At 69.4% G+C, this 16,934-nt stretch carries 14 protein-coding genes; 13 read left to right on the top strand and 1 reads right to left on the bottom strand.

Translation table 11 applies throughout. The annotated features are described in order from the left end of the window. Positions 1 to 16: 16 nt before the first annotated feature. From D1648_RS16065 to D1648_RS16010, 12 genes are all read left to right on the top strand, one after another. A complete protein-coding gene (locus D1648_RS16065) occupies positions 17 to 1,015 on the top strand; it encodes a sugar ABC transporter permease (RefSeq protein WP_122943618.1) in 999 nt (332 codons plus the stop codon). Positions 1,016 to 1,041: 26 nt separating this feature from the next. Further along, on the top strand, positions 1,042 to 1,719 hold the full coding sequence (locus D1648_RS16060) for a DUF624 domain-containing protein (protein WP_122943617.1): 678 nt from the start codon (positions 1,042 to 1,044) through the stop codon (positions 1,717 to 1,719). Then, positions 1,716 to 3,230, top strand: coding sequence for an extracellular solute-binding protein (locus D1648_RS16055; RefSeq protein WP_122943616.1), 1,515 nt, complete (start codon positions 1,716 to 1,718; stop codon positions 3,228 to 3,230). The genes D1648_RS16060 and D1648_RS16055 overlap by 4 nt, the downstream gene beginning before the upstream one ends. Positions 3,231 to 3,301: 71 nt before the next feature. Then, positions 3,302 to 4,813 (top strand): extracellular solute-binding protein, encoded by a 1,512-nt coding sequence (locus D1648_RS16050; RefSeq protein ID WP_122943615.1) that lies wholly within the window; start codon positions 3,302 to 3,304, stop codon positions 4,811 to 4,813. A gap of 97 nt (positions 4,814 to 4,910) precedes the next feature. After that, complete coding sequence (locus tag D1648_RS16045; protein WP_122943614.1) at positions 4,911 to 6,191, top strand: glycoside hydrolase family 28 protein; 1,281 nt, start codon at positions 4,911 to 4,913, stop codon at positions 6,189 to 6,191. Next, complete coding sequence (locus tag D1648_RS16040; protein ID WP_164518778.1) at positions 6,188 to 6,694, top strand: hypothetical protein; 507 nt, start codon at positions 6,188 to 6,190, stop codon at positions 6,692 to 6,694. Before D1648_RS16045 ends, D1648_RS16040 begins: the two co-directional genes overlap by 4 nt. Continuing rightward, entirely contained in the window at positions 6,691 to 7,647 is a 957-nt protein-coding gene (locus tag D1648_RS16035; protein ID WP_122943613.1) for a carbohydrate ABC transporter permease, read from the top strand. The genes D1648_RS16040 and D1648_RS16035 overlap by 4 nt, the downstream gene beginning before the upstream one ends. 227 nt (positions 7,648 to 7,874) lie before the next feature. Then, entirely contained in the window at positions 7,875 to 9,920 is a 2,046-nt protein-coding gene (locus D1648_RS16030; protein WP_122943612.1) for a pectinesterase family protein, read from the top strand. 311 nt (positions 9,921 to 10,231) lie between these two features. Next, on the top strand, positions 10,232 to 11,467 hold the full coding sequence (locus D1648_RS16025) for a pectinesterase family protein (RefSeq protein ID WP_164518777.1): 1,236 nt from the start codon (positions 10,232 to 10,234) through the stop codon (positions 11,465 to 11,467). 103 nt (positions 11,468 to 11,570) lie between these two features. Continuing rightward, a complete protein-coding gene (locus D1648_RS16020) occupies positions 11,571 to 12,578 on the top strand; it encodes a dienelactone hydrolase family protein (RefSeq protein WP_122943610.1) in 1,008 nt (335 codons plus the stop codon). Positions 12,579 to 12,725: 147 nt separating this feature from the next. Continuing rightward, positions 12,726 to 14,414, top strand: coding sequence for a ribonuclease J (locus tag D1648_RS16015; protein WP_122943609.1), 1,689 nt, complete (start codon positions 12,726 to 12,728; stop codon positions 14,412 to 14,414). A 392-nt stretch (positions 14,415 to 14,806) separates the two neighbouring features. After that, complete coding sequence (locus tag D1648_RS16010; RefSeq protein WP_122943892.1) at positions 14,807 to 15,283, top strand: hypothetical protein; 477 nt, start codon at positions 14,807 to 14,809, stop codon at positions 15,281 to 15,283. Between the two features lie 37 nt (positions 15,284 to 15,320). On the opposite strand, the gene D1648_RS16005 is transcribed toward D1648_RS16010, so the two are convergent. After that, positions 15,321 to 15,884: a diadenosine tetraphosphate hydrolase gene (locus tag D1648_RS16005; protein WP_241155551.1), complete on the bottom strand. Its 564-nt coding sequence runs from the start codon at positions 15,882 to 15,884 to the stop codon at positions 15,321 to 15,323. A 75-nt stretch (positions 15,885 to 15,959) separates the two neighbouring features. On the opposite strand from D1648_RS16005, the gene D1648_RS16000 reads away from it, so the two are divergent. Continuing rightward, positions 15,960 to 16,817: a sugar phosphate isomerase/epimerase gene (locus D1648_RS16000; RefSeq protein WP_122943608.1), complete on the top strand. Its 858-nt coding sequence runs from the start codon at positions 15,960 to 15,962 to the stop codon at positions 16,815 to 16,817. Positions 16,818 to 16,934: the final 117 nt, after the last annotated feature.

The raw sequence follows: 16,934 nt of genomic DNA, 5'->3' as shown, positions 1-16,934 counted from the left end.
GAGCAGAGGATCATCCATGGTGGCTGACCCCGAGATCGACACCCGCCCCGACGCCACCGTCGGGGCCCATGACGCGGCCGCGGCCCAGCGTCCCCCCGTGCAGCGGCGCCGCACGTCGCTGGCGCGGCGGATGTGGCGCTATCGCACGCTGTACCTGATGGCCCTGCCCGGCATCGTGTACTTCCTGGTGTTCAAGTACCTGCCGATGGGCGGGCTGATCATCTCGTTCCAGGAGTACCGGCCGTTCCTCGGCATCCTGGGCAGCCCGTGGGTGGGCTTCGAGCACTTCGTGCGGCTGTTCACCGAGGACACGTTCTTCATGCTCCTGCGGAACACCCTAGTGCTCTCGCTGCTGCTGATGCTGATCTCGTTCCCGGTGCCGATCGTGCTCGCACTGCTGCTCAACGAGCTGCGCAGCAAGATCTTCCAGCGCAGCGTGCAGACGATCATCTACATCCCGCACTTCATGTCCTGGGTGATCGTGGTGTCGATCTTCTACGTCATGCTCACCACCGACAGCGGCGCGATCAACAACCTCATCGTCGCCCTCGGCGGGGAGCCGATCGGCTTCCTCACCGACCCGGACTGGCTGCGGCCGATGTACGTCTTCCAGCACGTGTGGCGCACCGCCGGCTGGGGCACGATCGTCTACCTCGCGGCACTCACCGCCGTGGACATGAGCCTCTACGAGGCCGCGGAGATCGACGGGGCGAACCGGTGGAAGCAGACCTGGCACATCACCCTGCCCGCCATCCGCGCCACCATCATCGTCCTGTTCATCCTCTCCATCGGTGACTTCCTCGAGCTCGGTTTCGAGCACATGTTCCTGCTGCTGAACTCGATGAACCGCGAGGTCGGCGAAATCTTCGACACCTTCGTGTACACCGCCGGCATCCAGAACGGCCAGCTCAGCTTCGCCACCGCCGTGGGCCTGTTCAAGGGCCTGGTGGGCCTGATCCTCGTGGTCGGCGCGAACTCCCTGGCCAAGCGGCTCGGCGAGGAAGGCGTGTACTGACGGCCCCGCCGTCAGGAGGTGACCCCATGCTCTTCTCCTTCGAAGCGTTCGCGACCCTGAACCGCTGGCTCGGCGGGTTCTGGCGCCTGATCCTGCTGAACCTGCTGTGGACCGCGATGACGCTCCTCGGGCTCGGCCTGTTCGGCATCGGCCCCGCGAGCTACGCGCTGGCCACGTACCTCGACGGCTGGTTCCGCCACGGCCGCACCCCGCCCACGATCCGCACCTTCCTGCGCGATGCCCGCGAGCGGCTCGGCGCCGCTGTCGCGATGGGCCTGGTGCTCTCCGCGGCCGGCGTGGTCATCGGCGTGAACCTCCTCAGCCTCAGCGACTGGTACCTGCGGGCCGCCAACCACATGGCCCTGATCGTGCTGCTGATCATCGGGGCGTACGTGTTCTTCGTGATGGCCGCGACCGAGGTGCGGGGCCTGCACCGCCAGATCGGCGGAGCGCTCCTGCTCGGCATCGGCTCCCTGCACTGGACGATCATCGGCGCGCTCGCCGTGGCGATCGCCGAGGCGTTCATGCTCCGCTTCGCCGTGGCCCTGTTCCCGCTGCTCGGCGCCGTCCTCCCGTTCCTCGCGGTCGCGCTGATCCTGCGCCCCGTCCTCACCGACCTCGACCAGGCCGTCACGGCCGAGACCGAGACCCCGGCCGACACCCCGTCCGACCCCCGAGCCCTCACGGAAGGCCACCTCGCATGATGCAACGCAGAACCCTTCTGAAGTCCCTGCCCCTCGCCGCGGCCGGCCTCGCCGGTGCCGGCGCCCTCACCTCCTGCGGGTCCTCCGGCTCCGGTGGAGAGGGTGGCTCCAACGGCGAGCTCACCTGGATGTCTGTGGTCCACACCCCCACCACCCCCGAGGCCTCCGGGCCCGTGGAGACCGGGCTGAAGGAGATGACCGGCGCCTCCTTCTCCTACCAGTGGGTGCCCGACGCCTCCAAGGAGGAGAAGGTCAACGCCGCGCTCGCATCGAGCTCGGTCGCGGATATCACCACCTTGAACCAGCTGGTGATGCCGTCGATCCGCTCGGCACTGACCTCCGGGCTGTTCTGGGACGTCGAGGAGCACCTCGCCGAGTTCCCGAACCTCGCCCGGATCAACGAGGCCGTGATCGCCGGGGCGAAGGTCGACGGCGCTCTGTACGGGGTGCCTTTCCAGCAGCCGCTGGCCCGCTACGGGGTGCTGGTCCGCAAGGACTGGCTGGACCGGCTCGGGCTCGAGGTGCCGCATACCGTCGAGGCGCTCGGCGAGGTCGCCCAGGCCTTCACCGAGGGCGACCCCACCGGCACCGGCGCCGCGACCACCGGCTTCATCGACCGGGCCGAGAGCTTCGCCGTGGGCTTCCGCTCGCTGGCCGGGTACTTCGGGGCCGGCTGCAAGTTCGAGCTCGACCCCTCCGGGAAGGTCGTCCCCACCTTCACCACGGACGCCTTCAAGGAGGCGATGGAGTGGTACCGGAACGCCTACGCGAACGGGTGGGTGAATCAGGAGTTCGTGACCATGCAGAAGCAGAACCAGGAGCAGGCGATCGCCCAGGACAAGGGCGGCATCGTCGTGACCGGCCTCTTCAGTGGTCGTGGCTACACCACTCTCGCCGAGAGCATCGACCCCGAGACCGAGGTCGAGTGGGCGCTGATCAACGACATGACCTATGCCGACGTGCCCCGTCGGATCGTCTCCGACACCGGCGGCGGGATGGGCGGGCTCATGTCCTTCTCCACCCAGAGCCTCTCCACCGAGGACGACCTGCACCGGGCACTCTCCCTGATCGACGCGCTCATGGAGCCGGACTGCCACCTGCTGATGAGCAACGGCGTGGAGGGCACCCACTTCGAGAAGGATGCCAACGGGGCGATCGAGATCATCGATCAGACGCTCTGGGAGCAGCAGATCCAGCCCTATGCGGGATCGATCCCGACCAACGACGACACCCCGCTGTACCGCTCCACCGACGAGATGGTGAACCTTGCCAACGAGCTGATCTCCGAGAACGACGAGTACGCCGTCATCGACGTCTCCCAGCCGCTGACCTCCGTCGCCTACGACACCTCGTGGGGAACGATCCACCAGGCCGTGAACGACGCCTACAACCAGTACATGGTCGGACAGATCGACATGGCCGGCTTCGAGGACGTCGTCGACCAGCAGCGCAGCGCCGGCATGGACGACGTGATCGCCGAGTTCACCGCCTCCTACGAGTCCACTCTCTGACGCCGACCCCCGCCCCGACCCCGACCTGAACCCCTGCCCCACCCTGCTTTTCAACGACGAAAGGACCCCTCATGATCCAGCGCAGAACCCTTCTGAAGTCCCTGCCCCTCGCCGCAGCCGGCATGGCCGGCGCCGGAGCCCTCGCCTCCTGCGGCAGCTCCGGCGGTGGCGGCGGCTCCGCCGGCGAAGGCGGCACGCTCACCTGGATGTCGATGCTGCACACCCCCACCACCCCCGAGGCCTCCGGCCCGATCATGACCGCTCTGAAGGAGCACAGCGGCGTCGACTTCGAGTTCCAGTGGGTGCCGGATGCGTCCAAGGAGGAGAAGATCAATGCCGCCCTCGCCTCCGGGTCGCTCGCGGACATCAACACCCTGAACCAGGGCATGGCCGCGGTGCGCGAGCCGCTGAAGTCCGGGATGTTCTGGGACGTCGAGCCGTTCCTCTCCGAATTCCCGAACCTCGCCTCGATCAACCCCACCATCATCGAGTCCGCGCGACTGGACGGCGTCCTCTACGGCGTGCCCTTCCAGAAGCCGCTGGCCCGTTACGGGGTGCTCGTGCGCCAGGACTGGCTGGACCGCCTGGGCCTCGAGGTGCCCCACACCCTCGAGGACCTCCTCGAGGTCGCCCAGGCCTTCGTGGACGGCGACCCGACCGGCACCGGCGCGCAGGTCACCGGGTTCATCGACCGCCAGGAGAGCTTCGCCGTGGGCTTCCGCTCGCTGGCCGGGTACTTCGGGGCCGGGGACAAGTTCCAGCTCGACGACTCCGGGAAGATCGTGCCCGCCTGCACCACCGAGCCGTGGAAGGAGGCGATGGAGTGGTACCGCGGCGCCTTCGAGCGGGGGCTCGTCAACCAGGAGTTCGTCACCGTCCAGAAGCAGAACCAGCGGCAGGCCATCGCCCAGGACAAGGGCGGCATCGTGGTCACCGGTCTGTTCGAGGCGAAGGACTACATGGCGCTGGCCGAGTCGATCAACGCCGACACCGAGGTGGAGTGGGCGCTGATCAACGACATGACCTACGCAGACGTGCCGCGCCGCATCGTCTCGGACACCGCCGGAGGCATGGGCGGGCTGATGACCTTCAACTCCCAGTCGCTCAAGAGCGAGGACGACCTCAAGCGGGCGCTGACCCTCATCGACAAGCTGCTCGACGAGCCGGCCTTCCAGCTGATGACCAACGGCGTGGAGGGCACCCACTTCGAGAAGGACGCCGATGGGGCGATCGAGATCATCGACCAGCCGCTGTGGGAGCAGCAGGTCCAGCCCTACAACAGCTCCCGGCCCTCGGACCTGGTCGAGATCTACAAGTCCACGAACCCGTACGTCAACGAGGCCAACGAGAAGATGGCCGAGAACGACGAGTACGTGGTCACCAACCCGGCGCAGTCCCTCACCTCGGCGACCTACGACACCCAGTGGGCCACGATCGAGAAGGCGCTGAACGACAGCTACAACACCTTCATGGTCGGCCAGACCACGATGGAGGACTACGAGGCCGCGATCGAGGCGGTCCGTTCGCAGGGCCTGGACGACATCATCGCCGAGTACACCGAGGCCTACGAGGCCGTGAACTGACCGATCCCCGCTCCCGGGGTGCGCGTCCCCCGTCGGCCGCGCACCCCGGGCGGGCATCGCCCGCACTCCACCCCCGCCCACTGGAAAGGCACGACCTGTGACCCTCAGCCCTCCCCGGGAGCTCGACGACCCGGGCGCCCTCGCCCCCGCCACCGCCGGCCTGCAGCGGGAGATCGACGATGCCGCCGCCCGCGGCGGTGGCCGAGTGGTGGTGCCCGCCGGAGTCCACCGCACCGGGGCGCTGCGCCTGCGCTCCCGGGTCGAGCTGCACCTCGAGGCCGGTGCCGTGCTCCGCTTCGTGCCCGATCCCGCGCTGTACCCGGTGGTCCAGGCCCGCTGGGAGGGGGCGACCGGCCCCGTCCACTCCCCGTGCCTGTACGCGCACGGCGAGGAGGACGTGGCGATCACGGGCCTGGGCACGATCGAGGGCGAGGGCGGGCCCTGGTGGGACCGCCAGCGCGAGGGCACCCTCGAGCATCCCCGCCCCACCCTGATCGGCCTGCACGAATGCCGCCGGGTGACCCTCCGCGACGTGACCCTGCGCAACTCCCCGGCATGGACAGTGCACCCCGCCCTCTGCGAGCAGGTCACCATCTCGGGGCTGCGGATCCTTAACCCCGCCGACTCCCCGAACACCGACGGCATCAACCCCGAATCCTGCCGCGACGTGCACATCAGCGGCTGCCACATCGACGTGGGCGATGACTGCATCGCGATCAAGGCCGGCACCGAGGCGACCGCCGCCCGAGTGCCCTGCGAGAACATCACGGTCACCGGCTGCACCATGGTGCACGGTCACGGCGGCGTGGTGATCGGCAGCGAGATGGCGGGAGGAGTGCGCAACGTCGTCATCTCCGCCTGCGTGTTCCAGGGCACCGACCGCGGGATCCGGGTGAAGACCCGGCGCGGTCGGGGAGGGCTGATCGAGAACCTGCGCGTGACCGGCATCGTCATGGACGACGTGATCAGCCCGATCACCGTCAACTCCTTCTACCACTGCGGCCCCGAGGGGAAGACGGAGCTGGTCGGCGACCGCTCGGCCCGACCCGTCGGCCCCGACACCCCTGTGATCCGGGGACTGCACCTCGCGCACCTGACCGCCACCCGGGTGCACGCCAGCGCAGGCCACCTCTTCGGGCTGCCGGAGTCGCCGCTCGAGGACCTCTCGATCGAGGACCTCTCGGTCTCCTTCGCCGAGGATCCCCGCCCCGGCGTGCCGGAGATGGCGGACGGGCTCGTGCCCGTCACCCGCGAGGGCCTGCGCTTGGGTGGGGTGCGCGGCGCCCTGCTCTCCCGGGTGCGGGTGCGCGGGGCCGACGGGCCGCTGCTCCGCCTCGAGGACTGCGAGGGCGTCGTGGGCGAGGTGACGGAGCGATGACGATGATCGAGAACCGACGCTGCGGCGCCCGGCGGTCCCCGTCGGCCGGGACGAAGCCGGAACCGTCTGCCGGACCGGCGCCGCGCATGCGCCGCCCGGTCGAGCTGACCCTGGTGGGCCTCGGCATGATCACCGCCCTCATCACCCAGGGCGGGTTCACCCTGGTCATGAACGGCCTCGACCAGCCCACCTTCGAGGAGGTCGTGATGCCGTTCCTCGTGGGCGAGGACTCGGGGCTCAGCGGCACCGAGGCGCGGCTGCTCGGCGACACCCTGGCCGCCTGGCTGGGGATGTCCCTCGTGGTCCTGCTGCTGCTGGCCGTGGCCGGCATCGCCCACACCCGCGCTCGCCCCTCCCGCCGCGCCCCCGGCTGCTGGTTCCTCGCCGCCGGTGCCGTGTGCCTGCTGGGCAGCCAGCTGATCCTCTACCCCGTCGCCTTCCTGTTCTTCGCCGCCGCAGCGCTGTTCGTGCTGCGGCCCCTGCCCGAGGGGAGCCCCCGATGACCGTCACCCCCACCCCCATCCCGAGCCCGTCCGCGACGCCGGACCAGGTCGAACAGGCGAAGCTCGTGGTTCGAAAGCCGAGGCTGCGCCGCCGCACCCCCGGCGAGAAGATCTTCAACGTGGTCAACATCGTGGTGCTGACCGGATTCGCGCTCATGTGCCTGATCCCCTTCGTGCACGTGATCGGCAGCTCCTTCGCGACCCCCGGTGAGCTCGCGACCAGCAACTTCGTGCTCATCCCGAAGGAGTGGACGGTCGCTGCGTGGCAGTACATCCTCTCCACCCCCACGATCTTCCGGGCGATGGGCGTATCGGTCTTCGTGACCGTGGCGGGCACGTTCCTCAGCCTCGTGGTGACGGCGATGATGGCCTACGCGCTGGCGAAGCCGTACCTGCTGGGTCGCCGCACGATCAACTTCCTGGTCATCTTCACCATGCTGTTCAGCGGCGGGATGATCCCCACCTTCATCGTGGTCTCGAAGCTGGGGCTGCTGGACTCGCTGTGGTCGCTGATCCTGCCGGTGACGGTTAACGCCTTCAACCTGGTGATCATGCGGAACTTCTTCCAGGGCATCCCCGACTCCCTCGAGGAGGCTGCACGCATCGACGGATGCTCCGAGATCGGCGTGTTCCTGCGAGTGGTGCTGCCGCTGTCGATGGCGTCGATCGCGACCATCGGACTCTTCTACGCGGTGACCTACTGGAACACCTACATGCACGCCGTGCTCTACATCAACGATTCCTCGCTGTGGCCGATCCAGGTGCTGCTGCGCCAAATCGTGATCGTCTCCAGCGGCATGAATGCCGATGCGACCGTCGTCGACGTGGTGCCCCCGGCGCAGTCCGTGAAGATGGCGGTGATCGCCGTGGCCACGCTGCCGATGCTCGCGGTGTATCCCTTCGTGCAGCGCTACTTCGTCAAGGGCGCCATGATCGGCTCCGTCAAGGGATGACGCTGGCCGTGCTGTCTCCGCCCTGCCTGAAACCCCTGTACATCCAGGGTGATCCGGCCTGAGTCCTCCCTGCGCACAGGGACTCTCGAGACGGGGAGCCTCCCTCCTTCCATTCCCTGCCCCCTGAGACCGGCGACGTGAGTCCACGGACTGCTTGCGCCGCCTGCTGTCCCGCACCATTCAGTCCGAACCTGCAGTGCTCACCGAAGCAGAGATCGAGGAAGATCATGCCGACCATCTCCCGCCGACAGTTCACCGCCGCCTTCGGAGGAATCTCGGTCGCCGCTCTCGCGGCGTCGGCCACCACGCTCCCCGCCGCCGCCGAGCCCGGAGGGGGTGAACTCGACCCGCTGAGAAGCATGCGGGTGCCTCGCGGCCTGCGAACGGCCGATGGGCCGATCTGGTCAGCCACCGCCACGGGCTTCGCAGGGCTCCCCACTCCTGAGCTGCCTCACGGGACCGTCGGCGGGTACGGAGGCTCCGTGCATGTGGTGCGCGATTCCGAGCAGCTCGCCCGTGCGATCCAGATCGAGGGCCCTGCGACGGTGCTCGTCGAGGGCACTCTCGTCGTGGAGCCCTTCGGGGCGAACCTCGCGGTGTCCTCCCACACCAGCATCCTCGGGGTGGGGCGCGGCGCAGAGATCGTCGGAGGCGGTTTCCATCTCGACCAGGTCGCCGACGTCGTGATCCGCAACCTCACCTTCCGCGACTCCTACGTCGCCGGGGACTGGGATGGGAAGAACGACGACAACGACAACGACGGCATCCGCGTCGACACCTCGGACCACGTCTGGATCGACCACTGCGAGTTCGCGCGGCTCGGCGACGGCCTGGTCGACGTGAGGAAGGACTCCACCGCAGTCACCGTCTCCTGGTGCGTGTTCCGCGATCACAACAAGACGGTCGGCGTGGGCTGGACGGACAACGTCGTCACCACGATCACCCTGCATCACAACTGGTCCTCGAACACCTACCAGCGCAACGCGAGCATCGACAACGTCGCTGCAGGCCACGTCTACAGCTGCCTGTTCCAGGGGCAGGCCCATTACGGCACGATGTCGCGCGGTGCGTCGCAGCTGGTGATCGAGTCGTGTATCTACGAGCACGGCGAGGACGCGATCGTGGTCAAGGACGAGGCATCCCGTGTCGACTCCCGCGGGAACCGCTTTACGGACATCCGCGGGCGGAAGGACCACACGGGCCCCACGTTCGAGCCGTCGGATCACTACGACTACGCCGTCGAGCCGCTCGACAGGCTCGCGACGGTGCTCGAGCGGCATGCCGGACCGCACGCCCGGAAGGAGCACGTCGGCAGGCGGGTGCGGGTCGCCCTGGACGGAACGGGTGACTTCGCCTCGATCGGTGCTGCGGTCGGCGCCGCATGGCGCTCACCGCACCCGTTGGAGATCTCCGTCGCCCCCGGGACCTATCGGGAGATCGTGCGGATCTGGCCCGGAATGCCGGCCGGCCTCCTGATCCGCGGCGAATCGGGAGAGGCCACGGACGTGCTGCTCACCTATGACCTCGCCGCAGGCACCGAGAAGTTCTACGGCGGGGAGTTCGGCGGCACCGGCGCCGCCACCCTCGCGATCCTGGCGGACGATGTGACGATCCGAGACATCACCGTCGAGAACGGCTATGACGAGGCCGCTCAGGGAGGTAGCCAGGCGCAGGCGCTGCGCACCACCGGGGACAGGCTCGAGCTGAGCGGGGTGCGGCTGCTTGGCAATCAGGACACCTTCCTGGCCGAGACCCCGGCCAAGGGGCAGACCGCCCGGGTGTACCTGCACGACTCCTTCGTCGAAGGAGACGTCGACTTCCTCTACGGACGTGCCACCGCCGTGCTCGAGAACTGCGAGATCCGTTCGTACGACCGCGGGCAGCCCGACAACAACGGCTATGTCTGCGCTCCGAGCACCGCCGCCGGCACCTACGGGTTCTTGTTCACCGGATGCACCTTCACCTCGAGCGCGGCTGAATCATCGGTGTACCTGGGGCGCCCCTGGCACCCCAGCAGCGACCCCGACGTCGAGCCCTCGGTGGTCGTCCGGGACTCGCACCTGGGGGTGCACATCCGAACCCCCGCATGGTCCGACATGGGTGGCTGGCCCTGGCAGGAGGACTTCCTCCGCGAGCACGGCAACACCGGGCCCGGCGCGCTCCCGGCGGGCAGCGACTCCGCTGGTCGCCCGCAACTGACCGCACGGGAGGCGGCTCTGCACACCCGCGACACGTATCTGCGCGGCACCGACGACTGGGCCCCGTGGACTTGAGAGGAGACATGATGAGACAGCACAGGGATGCTTCGCACAGAACCATCAGCAGGCGCCGCCTACCAGCCCTCGGTGTAGCGATCGGGACTGCGGCGGGAACCGCCCTCGCCACTGCGCCAGCCGCCGTCGCCGCCCCGAGAGGCTCCACGACGTCGCGGATCGATGACCCGGTCGGCCTCCTCCGCCGGATGCGTGTCCCGCGGGGGCCGGCGGTCGCCGGGGGAGCCGTCTGGTCCGCGGAGCCGACCGGATTCGCCTCGGTCCCCACACCGTCGCAGCCACACGGCGCCCGCGGAGGACTCGGCGGGACGGTGCATGTCGTCCGCACGGCCGAGGAGCTCACCATGGCGCTCGCCGCCGAGGCCCCACGGATCATCCTCGTCAAGGGCACGATCACCCTGCCCTTCGGGTCGATGACCGACATCCCCTCCCGCACCAGCGTGCTCGGGGTCGGGACGGGGGCCGAGATCGTGGGAGGCGGTTTCCATCTCGACCAGGTCGCCGACGTCGTGATCCGCAACCTCACCTTCCGCGACTCCTACGTCGCCGGGGACTGGGATGGGAAGAACGACGACAACGACAACGACGGCATCCGCGTCGACGCCTCGGACCACGTCTGGATCGACCACTGCGAGTTCGCGCGGCTAGGCGACGGACAGATCGACATCCGCAAGGACTCCACGCACGTGACGGTCTCCTGGTGCCACCTCCGGGACCACAACAAGACCCTCGGCGTCGGCTGGACGGACAACGTCCTCACCACGCTGACGATCCATCACGTCCGCTTCTCCAACACCCATCAGCGCAATGGCAGCATCGACAACGTCGCCCTGTGCCATGTGTACAACTGCTGGCTCGGAGGATCGAGCTCCTACGGCATGGCGTCCCGCGGGGCATCGCAGGTCCTCATCGAGCACAGTGTGTTCGATGCCGTGCGCAATCCGATCGGTGCGAGCGATCCGCTGTCCCGCGTCGCACAGAACGGGAACCTCCGGGACGGCTCCTGGGGCAGCTGGGAGGACACGGGCATCGACGACGACCCTGCGGAGCATTACCGCTACGCGCTCGATCCCGTCGACGAGGTGCGCACCCTGCTGCGACGGTATGCGGGCCCGCAAGGCGTGGGTGAGAAGGCTCCCCGACGCCTTCACGTCGCACAGGACGGGAGCGGCGATATGCTCTCCGTGCACGCGGCGGTGGGCGCCGCCGCCCGATCGCCGCACCCGGTGGAGGTGATCGTCCATCCAGGCACATATCGCGAGACGGTCTCGATCTGGCCTGGAGCCCGAGACCTGGTCCTCCGAGGAGCGACCGGGGACCCGGAGGACGTCATCATCACCTACGACAAGCCCGCCTCCGACTGGGCGACGCTCACGGTTCTCGCACCGGGCGTCACCCTCGCCGACCTGACCCTCGAGAATCTCTACGAGGACGCCGACGGGGCGGATCGTCCCGCTCATGCGCTGCGCTCCGCGGACGACACCATCCTCCTCGAGAATGTGCAGTTCCGGGGCGGTGGTCACGAGATCTCGGATCCTCGGACCTGATCTCCGTCGCTCCCGGGGCCGGCCGTTCCTCCCGTCCGGCGGAACGGCCGGCCCCGGGCCCTCTCCTGCACGGTGCTCACCCTTCACAGATCAAGGATGTTCGATGACTCCCCAGCGTCCGACCGCGCACACTCCCCGCCCCCTGCCCTTCGAGGCGGAGAAGGAGCGCAGCCGGCTCCGCACCCTGCTCGACCTCGACCTCGCCGCGCAGGAGGGCCGCCTCGCCGCCGCACCTCTGGACCCGCCGGGCGGCGGCCCGGTCGAGGTGCAGCTGCTCGCCCCGAGCGGGGAACCCGGGGCGGAGCCGGGCCTCGCCCGCGACGTGATCCCCGCCTTCCTGCTGCGTCCCGATCCGGCCGTGGACACCGGCGCCGGCGTGGTGCTCGTGGCCGGGCACGGCCGTGGCATCGACGCCCTGGTCGCCACCGATCCGGCCGATGAGTTCCACGACGGCCTCGCCCACAAGCTCGCCCGCGCCGGACTGACAGTGCTGTGCCCGGAGATGATCAGCTTCGGCCGCCGCCGGGTCCCGCCCGCGCCCGGCGTCGCCCCCTTGGCGCCGGGGGAGAAGACCTGCGAGATCGATGCGGCCCGTCACCTGATGCACGGCCGACCGGTCATGGGCCGCCGTGTCGCCGACGCCCGCGCCGCCGTGCAGGCGCTGCGGAGCCTGCCCGGCGTGGACCCGCAGCGGGTCGGGATCGCGGGCGGCTCCGGCGGCGGAGCCGTGTCCCTGCTGCTCGCGGCCTCCGATCCCACGATCTCCGCAGCCCTGGTCGCGGCCTACTTCTGCACCTTCGACGCGAGCTTCTTCTCGATCCGGCACTGCCCCTGCAACATCGTCCCGGGGGCGCTGCCGGGGCTCGAGATGGCGGACATCGCCGCGCTGATCGCCCCGCGCCCGCTGATCATCGAGGCGGGGGAGCGCGACCACATCTTCCCGATCGCCGCGACCCGGGAGGCGTTCGCGCAGCTGGGCCCGGTGTGGGAGGCGCTGGCCGCGCACCCGCCGGAGCTCGTGGTCACCCCCGGCGGTCACGCCTTCCGGGCCGAGCGCTCCCTCGAGGCGCTGCGCGAGCATCTGGTCGGAGACGCTGCGTCGTCCGAGTGACAAGATCGCGGGTTCGCGCCCAAGGGTGGGGGGAACGTCCCCTCCTGTCGTACGGTGAACCGTGTGTTGGCGGCTGCACCCCGCGAGGGGACGCGCGCGGCACCGCAGACCTCAGTCCCTGTCCCTCCGACGATTGTGAATCCCCTTATGCAGGTAGCTGCCCGCAACAAGCTGTCCAACCCTCCTCGCCTGGCCAAGAACGCCCTGCGCATCACCCCGCTCGGCGGCCTCGGCGAGGTCGGCCGCAACATGACCGTGTTCGAGCACCACGGCAAGCTCCTCATCGTCGACTGCGGCGTGCTCTTCCCCGAGGACCACCAGCCCGGCATCGACGTGATCCTGCCGGACTTCACCTCGATCCGCGACCGTCTCGACGACGTGGTCGGCATCGTGCTCACCCACGGCCACGAGGACCACATCGGCGGCGTCCCCTACCTCCTCAAGGAGCGGGCCGACATCCCGCTGTACGGCTCGGAGCTGACGCTGGCCTTCATCACCGCGAAGCTCAAGGAGCACCGGATCACCCCGAAGACCATGCAGGTCAAGGCCGGTGATCGGCAGAAGGCCGGGCCCTTCGACCTCGAGTTCGTGGCCGTGAACCACTCCATCCCGGACTCGCTGGCGGTCTTCCTCCGCACCTCTGCCGGCTCCGTGCTGCACACCGGCGACTTCAAGATGGACCAGTTCCCGCTCGACGGCCGGATCACCGATCTGCGCGCCTTCGCCCGCCTGGGCGAGGAGGGCGTGGACCTGTTCCTCACCGACTCGACCAACGCCGAGGTCCCCGGCTTCACCATGAGCGAGCGGGACCTCACTCCCGCGATCGACCAGGTCTTCATGACCTCGCCGCGGCGCGTGATCGTCTCGAGCTTCGCCAGCCATGTCCACCGCATCCAGCAGGTGCTGGACGCCGCGCACGCCAATGGCCGCAAGGTCGCCTTCGTCGGCCGCTCGATGGTGCGCAACATGAAGATCGCGCGCGAGCTCGGCTATCTCGACATCCCCAAGGGGCTCGTCGTCGACTTCCGCAAGATCCAGTCGATGCCCGACCACAAGATCACCCTGATCTGCACCGGCTCCCAGGGCGAGCCTATGGCGGCGCTGGCGCGCATGGCCAACGGCGACCACCAGATCCAGGTGGGCGAGGGCGACACCGTGCTGATGGCCTCCTCGCTGATCCCCGGCAACGAGAACGCGATCTACGGGATCATCAACAAGCTCACCGACCTCGGCGCGAACATCGTCCACAAGGGCAACGCGAAGGTGCACGTCTCCGGCCACGCCAGCGCCGGCGAGCTCGTGTACTGCTACAACATCGTGGGGCCGAAGAACGTCATGCCGGTGCACGGCGAGTCCAAGCACCTGCACGCCAACGCCGAGCTCGCCCGGAGGACCGGCGTGCCCGAGGACCGCGTGGTGATCGGCTTCGACGGCGTGGTCGTGGACCTCGTCGACGGCAAGGCGAGGGTCGCCGGCAAGGTCGATGCGGGCCTGGTCTACGTCGACGGCCAGACCATCGGCACCGCCACCGAGGACACCCTCGCCGAGCGCCGCATGCTCTCCGGCGGCGGCGTGGTCACGGTGGTCGCGCTGATCGACCCCAAGACCCACAAGCCCGTCGAGCCGGTCGAATTCCTCACCAAGGGTTTCGTCCACGACAAGAAGACCTTCGAGGGCGCCTCCGCTCAGGTGGAGAAGGCGCTCGCCCAGTCGAAGACCGACAAGATCGACGACATCGCCGAGATCGAGCAGATCGTCGTCGACACGGTCTCGGGCCACCTGCGCCGCACCTACCGCCGCGAGCCCGCGGTGATGGCCGTGGTCATCGACTCCTGAACGGGCGGGCCCGGCCCTCGTGCCGGGTCGCATCGATCGTCGCGGGCGGCGCTCCCCACAGGGGGAGCGCCGCCCGTCTCTCGATCCCGGTGACCCCTCGGTATCCAGTGTGAGCTGCCGGAATCGCCGCTCATTCCGACAGCTGACACTGGATACCGGGCAGTCACCCGGATTCTCGCCGCCTCGGGCCGACGTCGGGGCGTCTGCATCTGCGCCTCGCGGGGTCTCGGACCTCCGACGGGGCCCTGCTCCTTCGCCTCGCGCGCGGCGCGGCTCGCGGTGGTGCCCCCACCGGTAACGTCACGAGCACGGAGCGGCGAGGGCCGGCCGACGAGCAGACAGGAGCCGACGAGGTGACGGAGACCGATTGCAGGTGCTGCGTGGTCGGCGGGATGAACCGCGCGAAGCTGCTCGCACGGCTGGAGGAGCGCGGGATCCAGCTGAACGAGAGCGCGCGGACGCTGCTGGCGCACCCGTGCTTCGAGCTCCGGGCACCGGAGAGCCTGGAGGTCCTGCGCTGCAGCCTCGCGGGGCTCGGGCTGTCGGAAGGCGGGACGCTCCCGGAGATCCTCTCTGCGGTGCGGCGCAGCGATCTCGCCCCGCTGCCTCCTGACGCAGCTCCGTACCTGCGCCTCGCGCTCGAGGACCAGGAGCAGGCCCCGGACTCGGTGCTCTCCGCCGGGCGGGCCCCGTCGGGCGCCCTCCACGTGCTCACCGAGCCGCTCAGCACGGATGACGAGCACCCCAAGGGCTTCTACCTGCGGGTCGTCGACGGCGTCACCTGGCTGCGCGGCTATCGCTGCGACGACGAGTACGTGTGGCCGGCCGACAGCGTCTTCGCCCTGCGCGCCGCCGACCGGCGGCACTGACGGGAGAGCTGAGCGAGGCGTCGAACGGTCTCGAGCGTCAGCCGTGCGACAACATCGCCAAGGAATCCGTGAGCTCGGCGCGAAGGCCGTCATGCTCCGGGCCGAGGCGCGTCGCGGGATCGGACCAGCGCTCGGCGGGATGCAGCCAGACGGGCCGGGTCACGAGCTCCGGCGGCTCCCACTCGTAGCGCGGCCACACATGCGCGTGGAGGAAGGCGTCCGTGTTGCCGAGGATCTCGAGGTTCACGCGACGGAACTGCGGGTCGCGCGCGCCGCAGACCGTCTCGACCGCCTCGCCCAGCAGGTCCATGCTCCCCAGGAAGGCACGACGCTCGGCGCGCGGAAGGTCCGACAGGCGCTCTGCCCCGGGATGGTCGGTCAGGAGCACGCAGTAGCCGGGCAGGAACTGCACGTCCCCGATCACCGCGAATGCGGACGGCAGGCGGGCGAGCACCGTCGGGTTCTGGTCTGTCAGAGCGCTGCCGACGCGGTCCGCGCGCCAGTCCGCGACGCGGCCCACGTGCGAGCCACCGGCGGGACTCGAGCCACGGGCGGGGCCCGAGCCGTCGGTGGCCGTGGCGTGGAGCGGGGAGCGATGCATCCCGCCATCGTCCCACCCCGTGGACGACGTGGCCCGGATCACTCCCGTCGGCCGGATCGCCCGTAGGCTTCGAGGATGTTCTCCTGCCTGTCACCCGGAGCGCTGGGGCTCCGCCTGGACCACACCGCAGCCATCGACCTCGCCGTCGCGCACGGCTTCGGGGGAGTGGACCCCGACCCCGGATACTTCCGCGCACTCATGGACGACGGCGGGCTCGACGCCGTGACCGCGCACGGCGACTCGGTGAAGGAGAAGGGCCTGCAGTGGGGGATGGCCGGCCTCCCGATCGGCGTCGACTCCCCGGCCGAGGAGTTCCGCGACGCTCTCGGCGCCCTGCCCGACGCCCTCGAGCTGCTCACCGCCGCCGGCGTCACCGCTGTGGGCACCTGGATCCGACCCATGCACGCGACCCTCGATGCCGCCGCGAACCGACGTCTGCACGTGGACCGCCTCTCGCTCGTCGCCGAGGTCCTCGCCGACCATCGCCTGCGCCTGGGCCTGGAGTACATCGCGCCGAAGACCTTCTGGTCCACTGAGGAGCACCCCTTCGTGCACACGCTCGAGGAGGCGCGCTCCCTGATCGCCGAGACCGGTGCGCGCAACATCGGCCTGATCCTCGACAGCTACCACTGGTACACCGCCGGGGAGACCCCCGCCGACCTCGCGGGGCTGACCGCCGAGGACATCGTCTCCGTCGACGTCAACGACGCTCGCGCCGACCGCGAGCGCGACGAGCAGATGGATCTCGACCGCCGCCTGCCCTACTCGACCGGCGTGATCGACCTCGACGGCTTCATGGGTGCGATCCGCGCCGCCGGGCACACCGGCCCGGTGAAGGTCGAGCCCTTCATGAAGAGCCTCGCCGAGCAGCCCGTCGACGAGGTCCTTGCCGACATCTCCTCGCGCCTGGACCGGGCGATCGCCGCCGGCTGAGCCCGGCGCGGACGCCGCCAGCGCGCCGCCGCTTGGCGGGAATGTGCGATTCCGTTCGTCGCCAAGCTGGTCGGGAGTCACTGCGCGGGGCAACATGCACCGCCTGCCCTAACCGAA

It is taken from the genome of Brachybacterium sp. EE-P12, from assembly GCF_003711805.1.
Taxonomy (GTDB): Bacteria; Actinomycetota; Actinomycetes; order Actinomycetales; family Dermabacteraceae; genus Brachybacterium.
Note: the sequence above shows the minus strand (reverse complement) of the source record. Positions and strands in the feature narration are given on the sequence as shown.

Bases quoted from the DNA above. Each gene is read 5' to 3' on its own strand.
- D1648_RS16065 (WP_122943618.1), top strand. From the start codon at position 17: ATGGTGGCTGACCCCGAGATCGACACCCGCCCCGACGCCACCGTCGGG.
- D1648_RS16060 (WP_122943617.1), top strand. From the start codon at position 1,042: ATGCTCTTCTCCTTCGAAGCGTTCGCGACCCTGAACCGCTGGCTCGGC.
- D1648_RS16055 (WP_122943616.1), top strand. From the start codon at position 1,716: ATGATGCAACGCAGAACCCTTCTGAAGTCCCTGCCCCTCGCCGCGGCC.
- D1648_RS16050 (WP_122943615.1), top strand. From the start codon at position 3,302: ATGATCCAGCGCAGAACCCTTCTGAAGTCCCTGCCCCTCGCCGCAGCC.
- D1648_RS16040 (WP_164518778.1), top strand. From the start codon at position 6,188: ATGACGATGATCGAGAACCGACGCTGCGGCGCCCGGCGGTCCCCGTCG.
- D1648_RS16035 (WP_122943613.1), top strand. From the start codon at position 6,691: ATGACCGTCACCCCCACCCCCATCCCGAGCCCGTCCGCGACGCCGGAC.
- D1648_RS16030 (WP_122943612.1), top strand. From the start codon at position 7,875: ATGCCGACCATCTCCCGCCGACAGTTCACCGCCGCCTTCGGAGGAATC.
- D1648_RS16020 (WP_122943610.1), top strand. From the start codon at position 11,571: ATGACTCCCCAGCGTCCGACCGCGCACACTCCCCGCCCCCTGCCCTTC.
- D1648_RS16015 (WP_122943609.1), top strand. From the start codon at position 12,726: ATGCAGGTAGCTGCCCGCAACAAGCTGTCCAACCCTCCTCGCCTGGCC.
- D1648_RS16010 (WP_122943892.1), top strand. From the start codon at position 14,807: ATGAACCGCGCGAAGCTGCTCGCACGGCTGGAGGAGCGCGGGATCCAG.
- D1648_RS16005 (WP_241155551.1), bottom strand. From the start codon at position 15,884: ATGCATCGCTCCCCGCTCCACGCCACGGCCACCGACGGCTCGGGCCCC.
- D1648_RS16000 (WP_122943608.1), top strand. From the start codon at position 15,960: ATGTTCTCCTGCCTGTCACCCGGAGCGCTGGGGCTCCGCCTGGACCAC.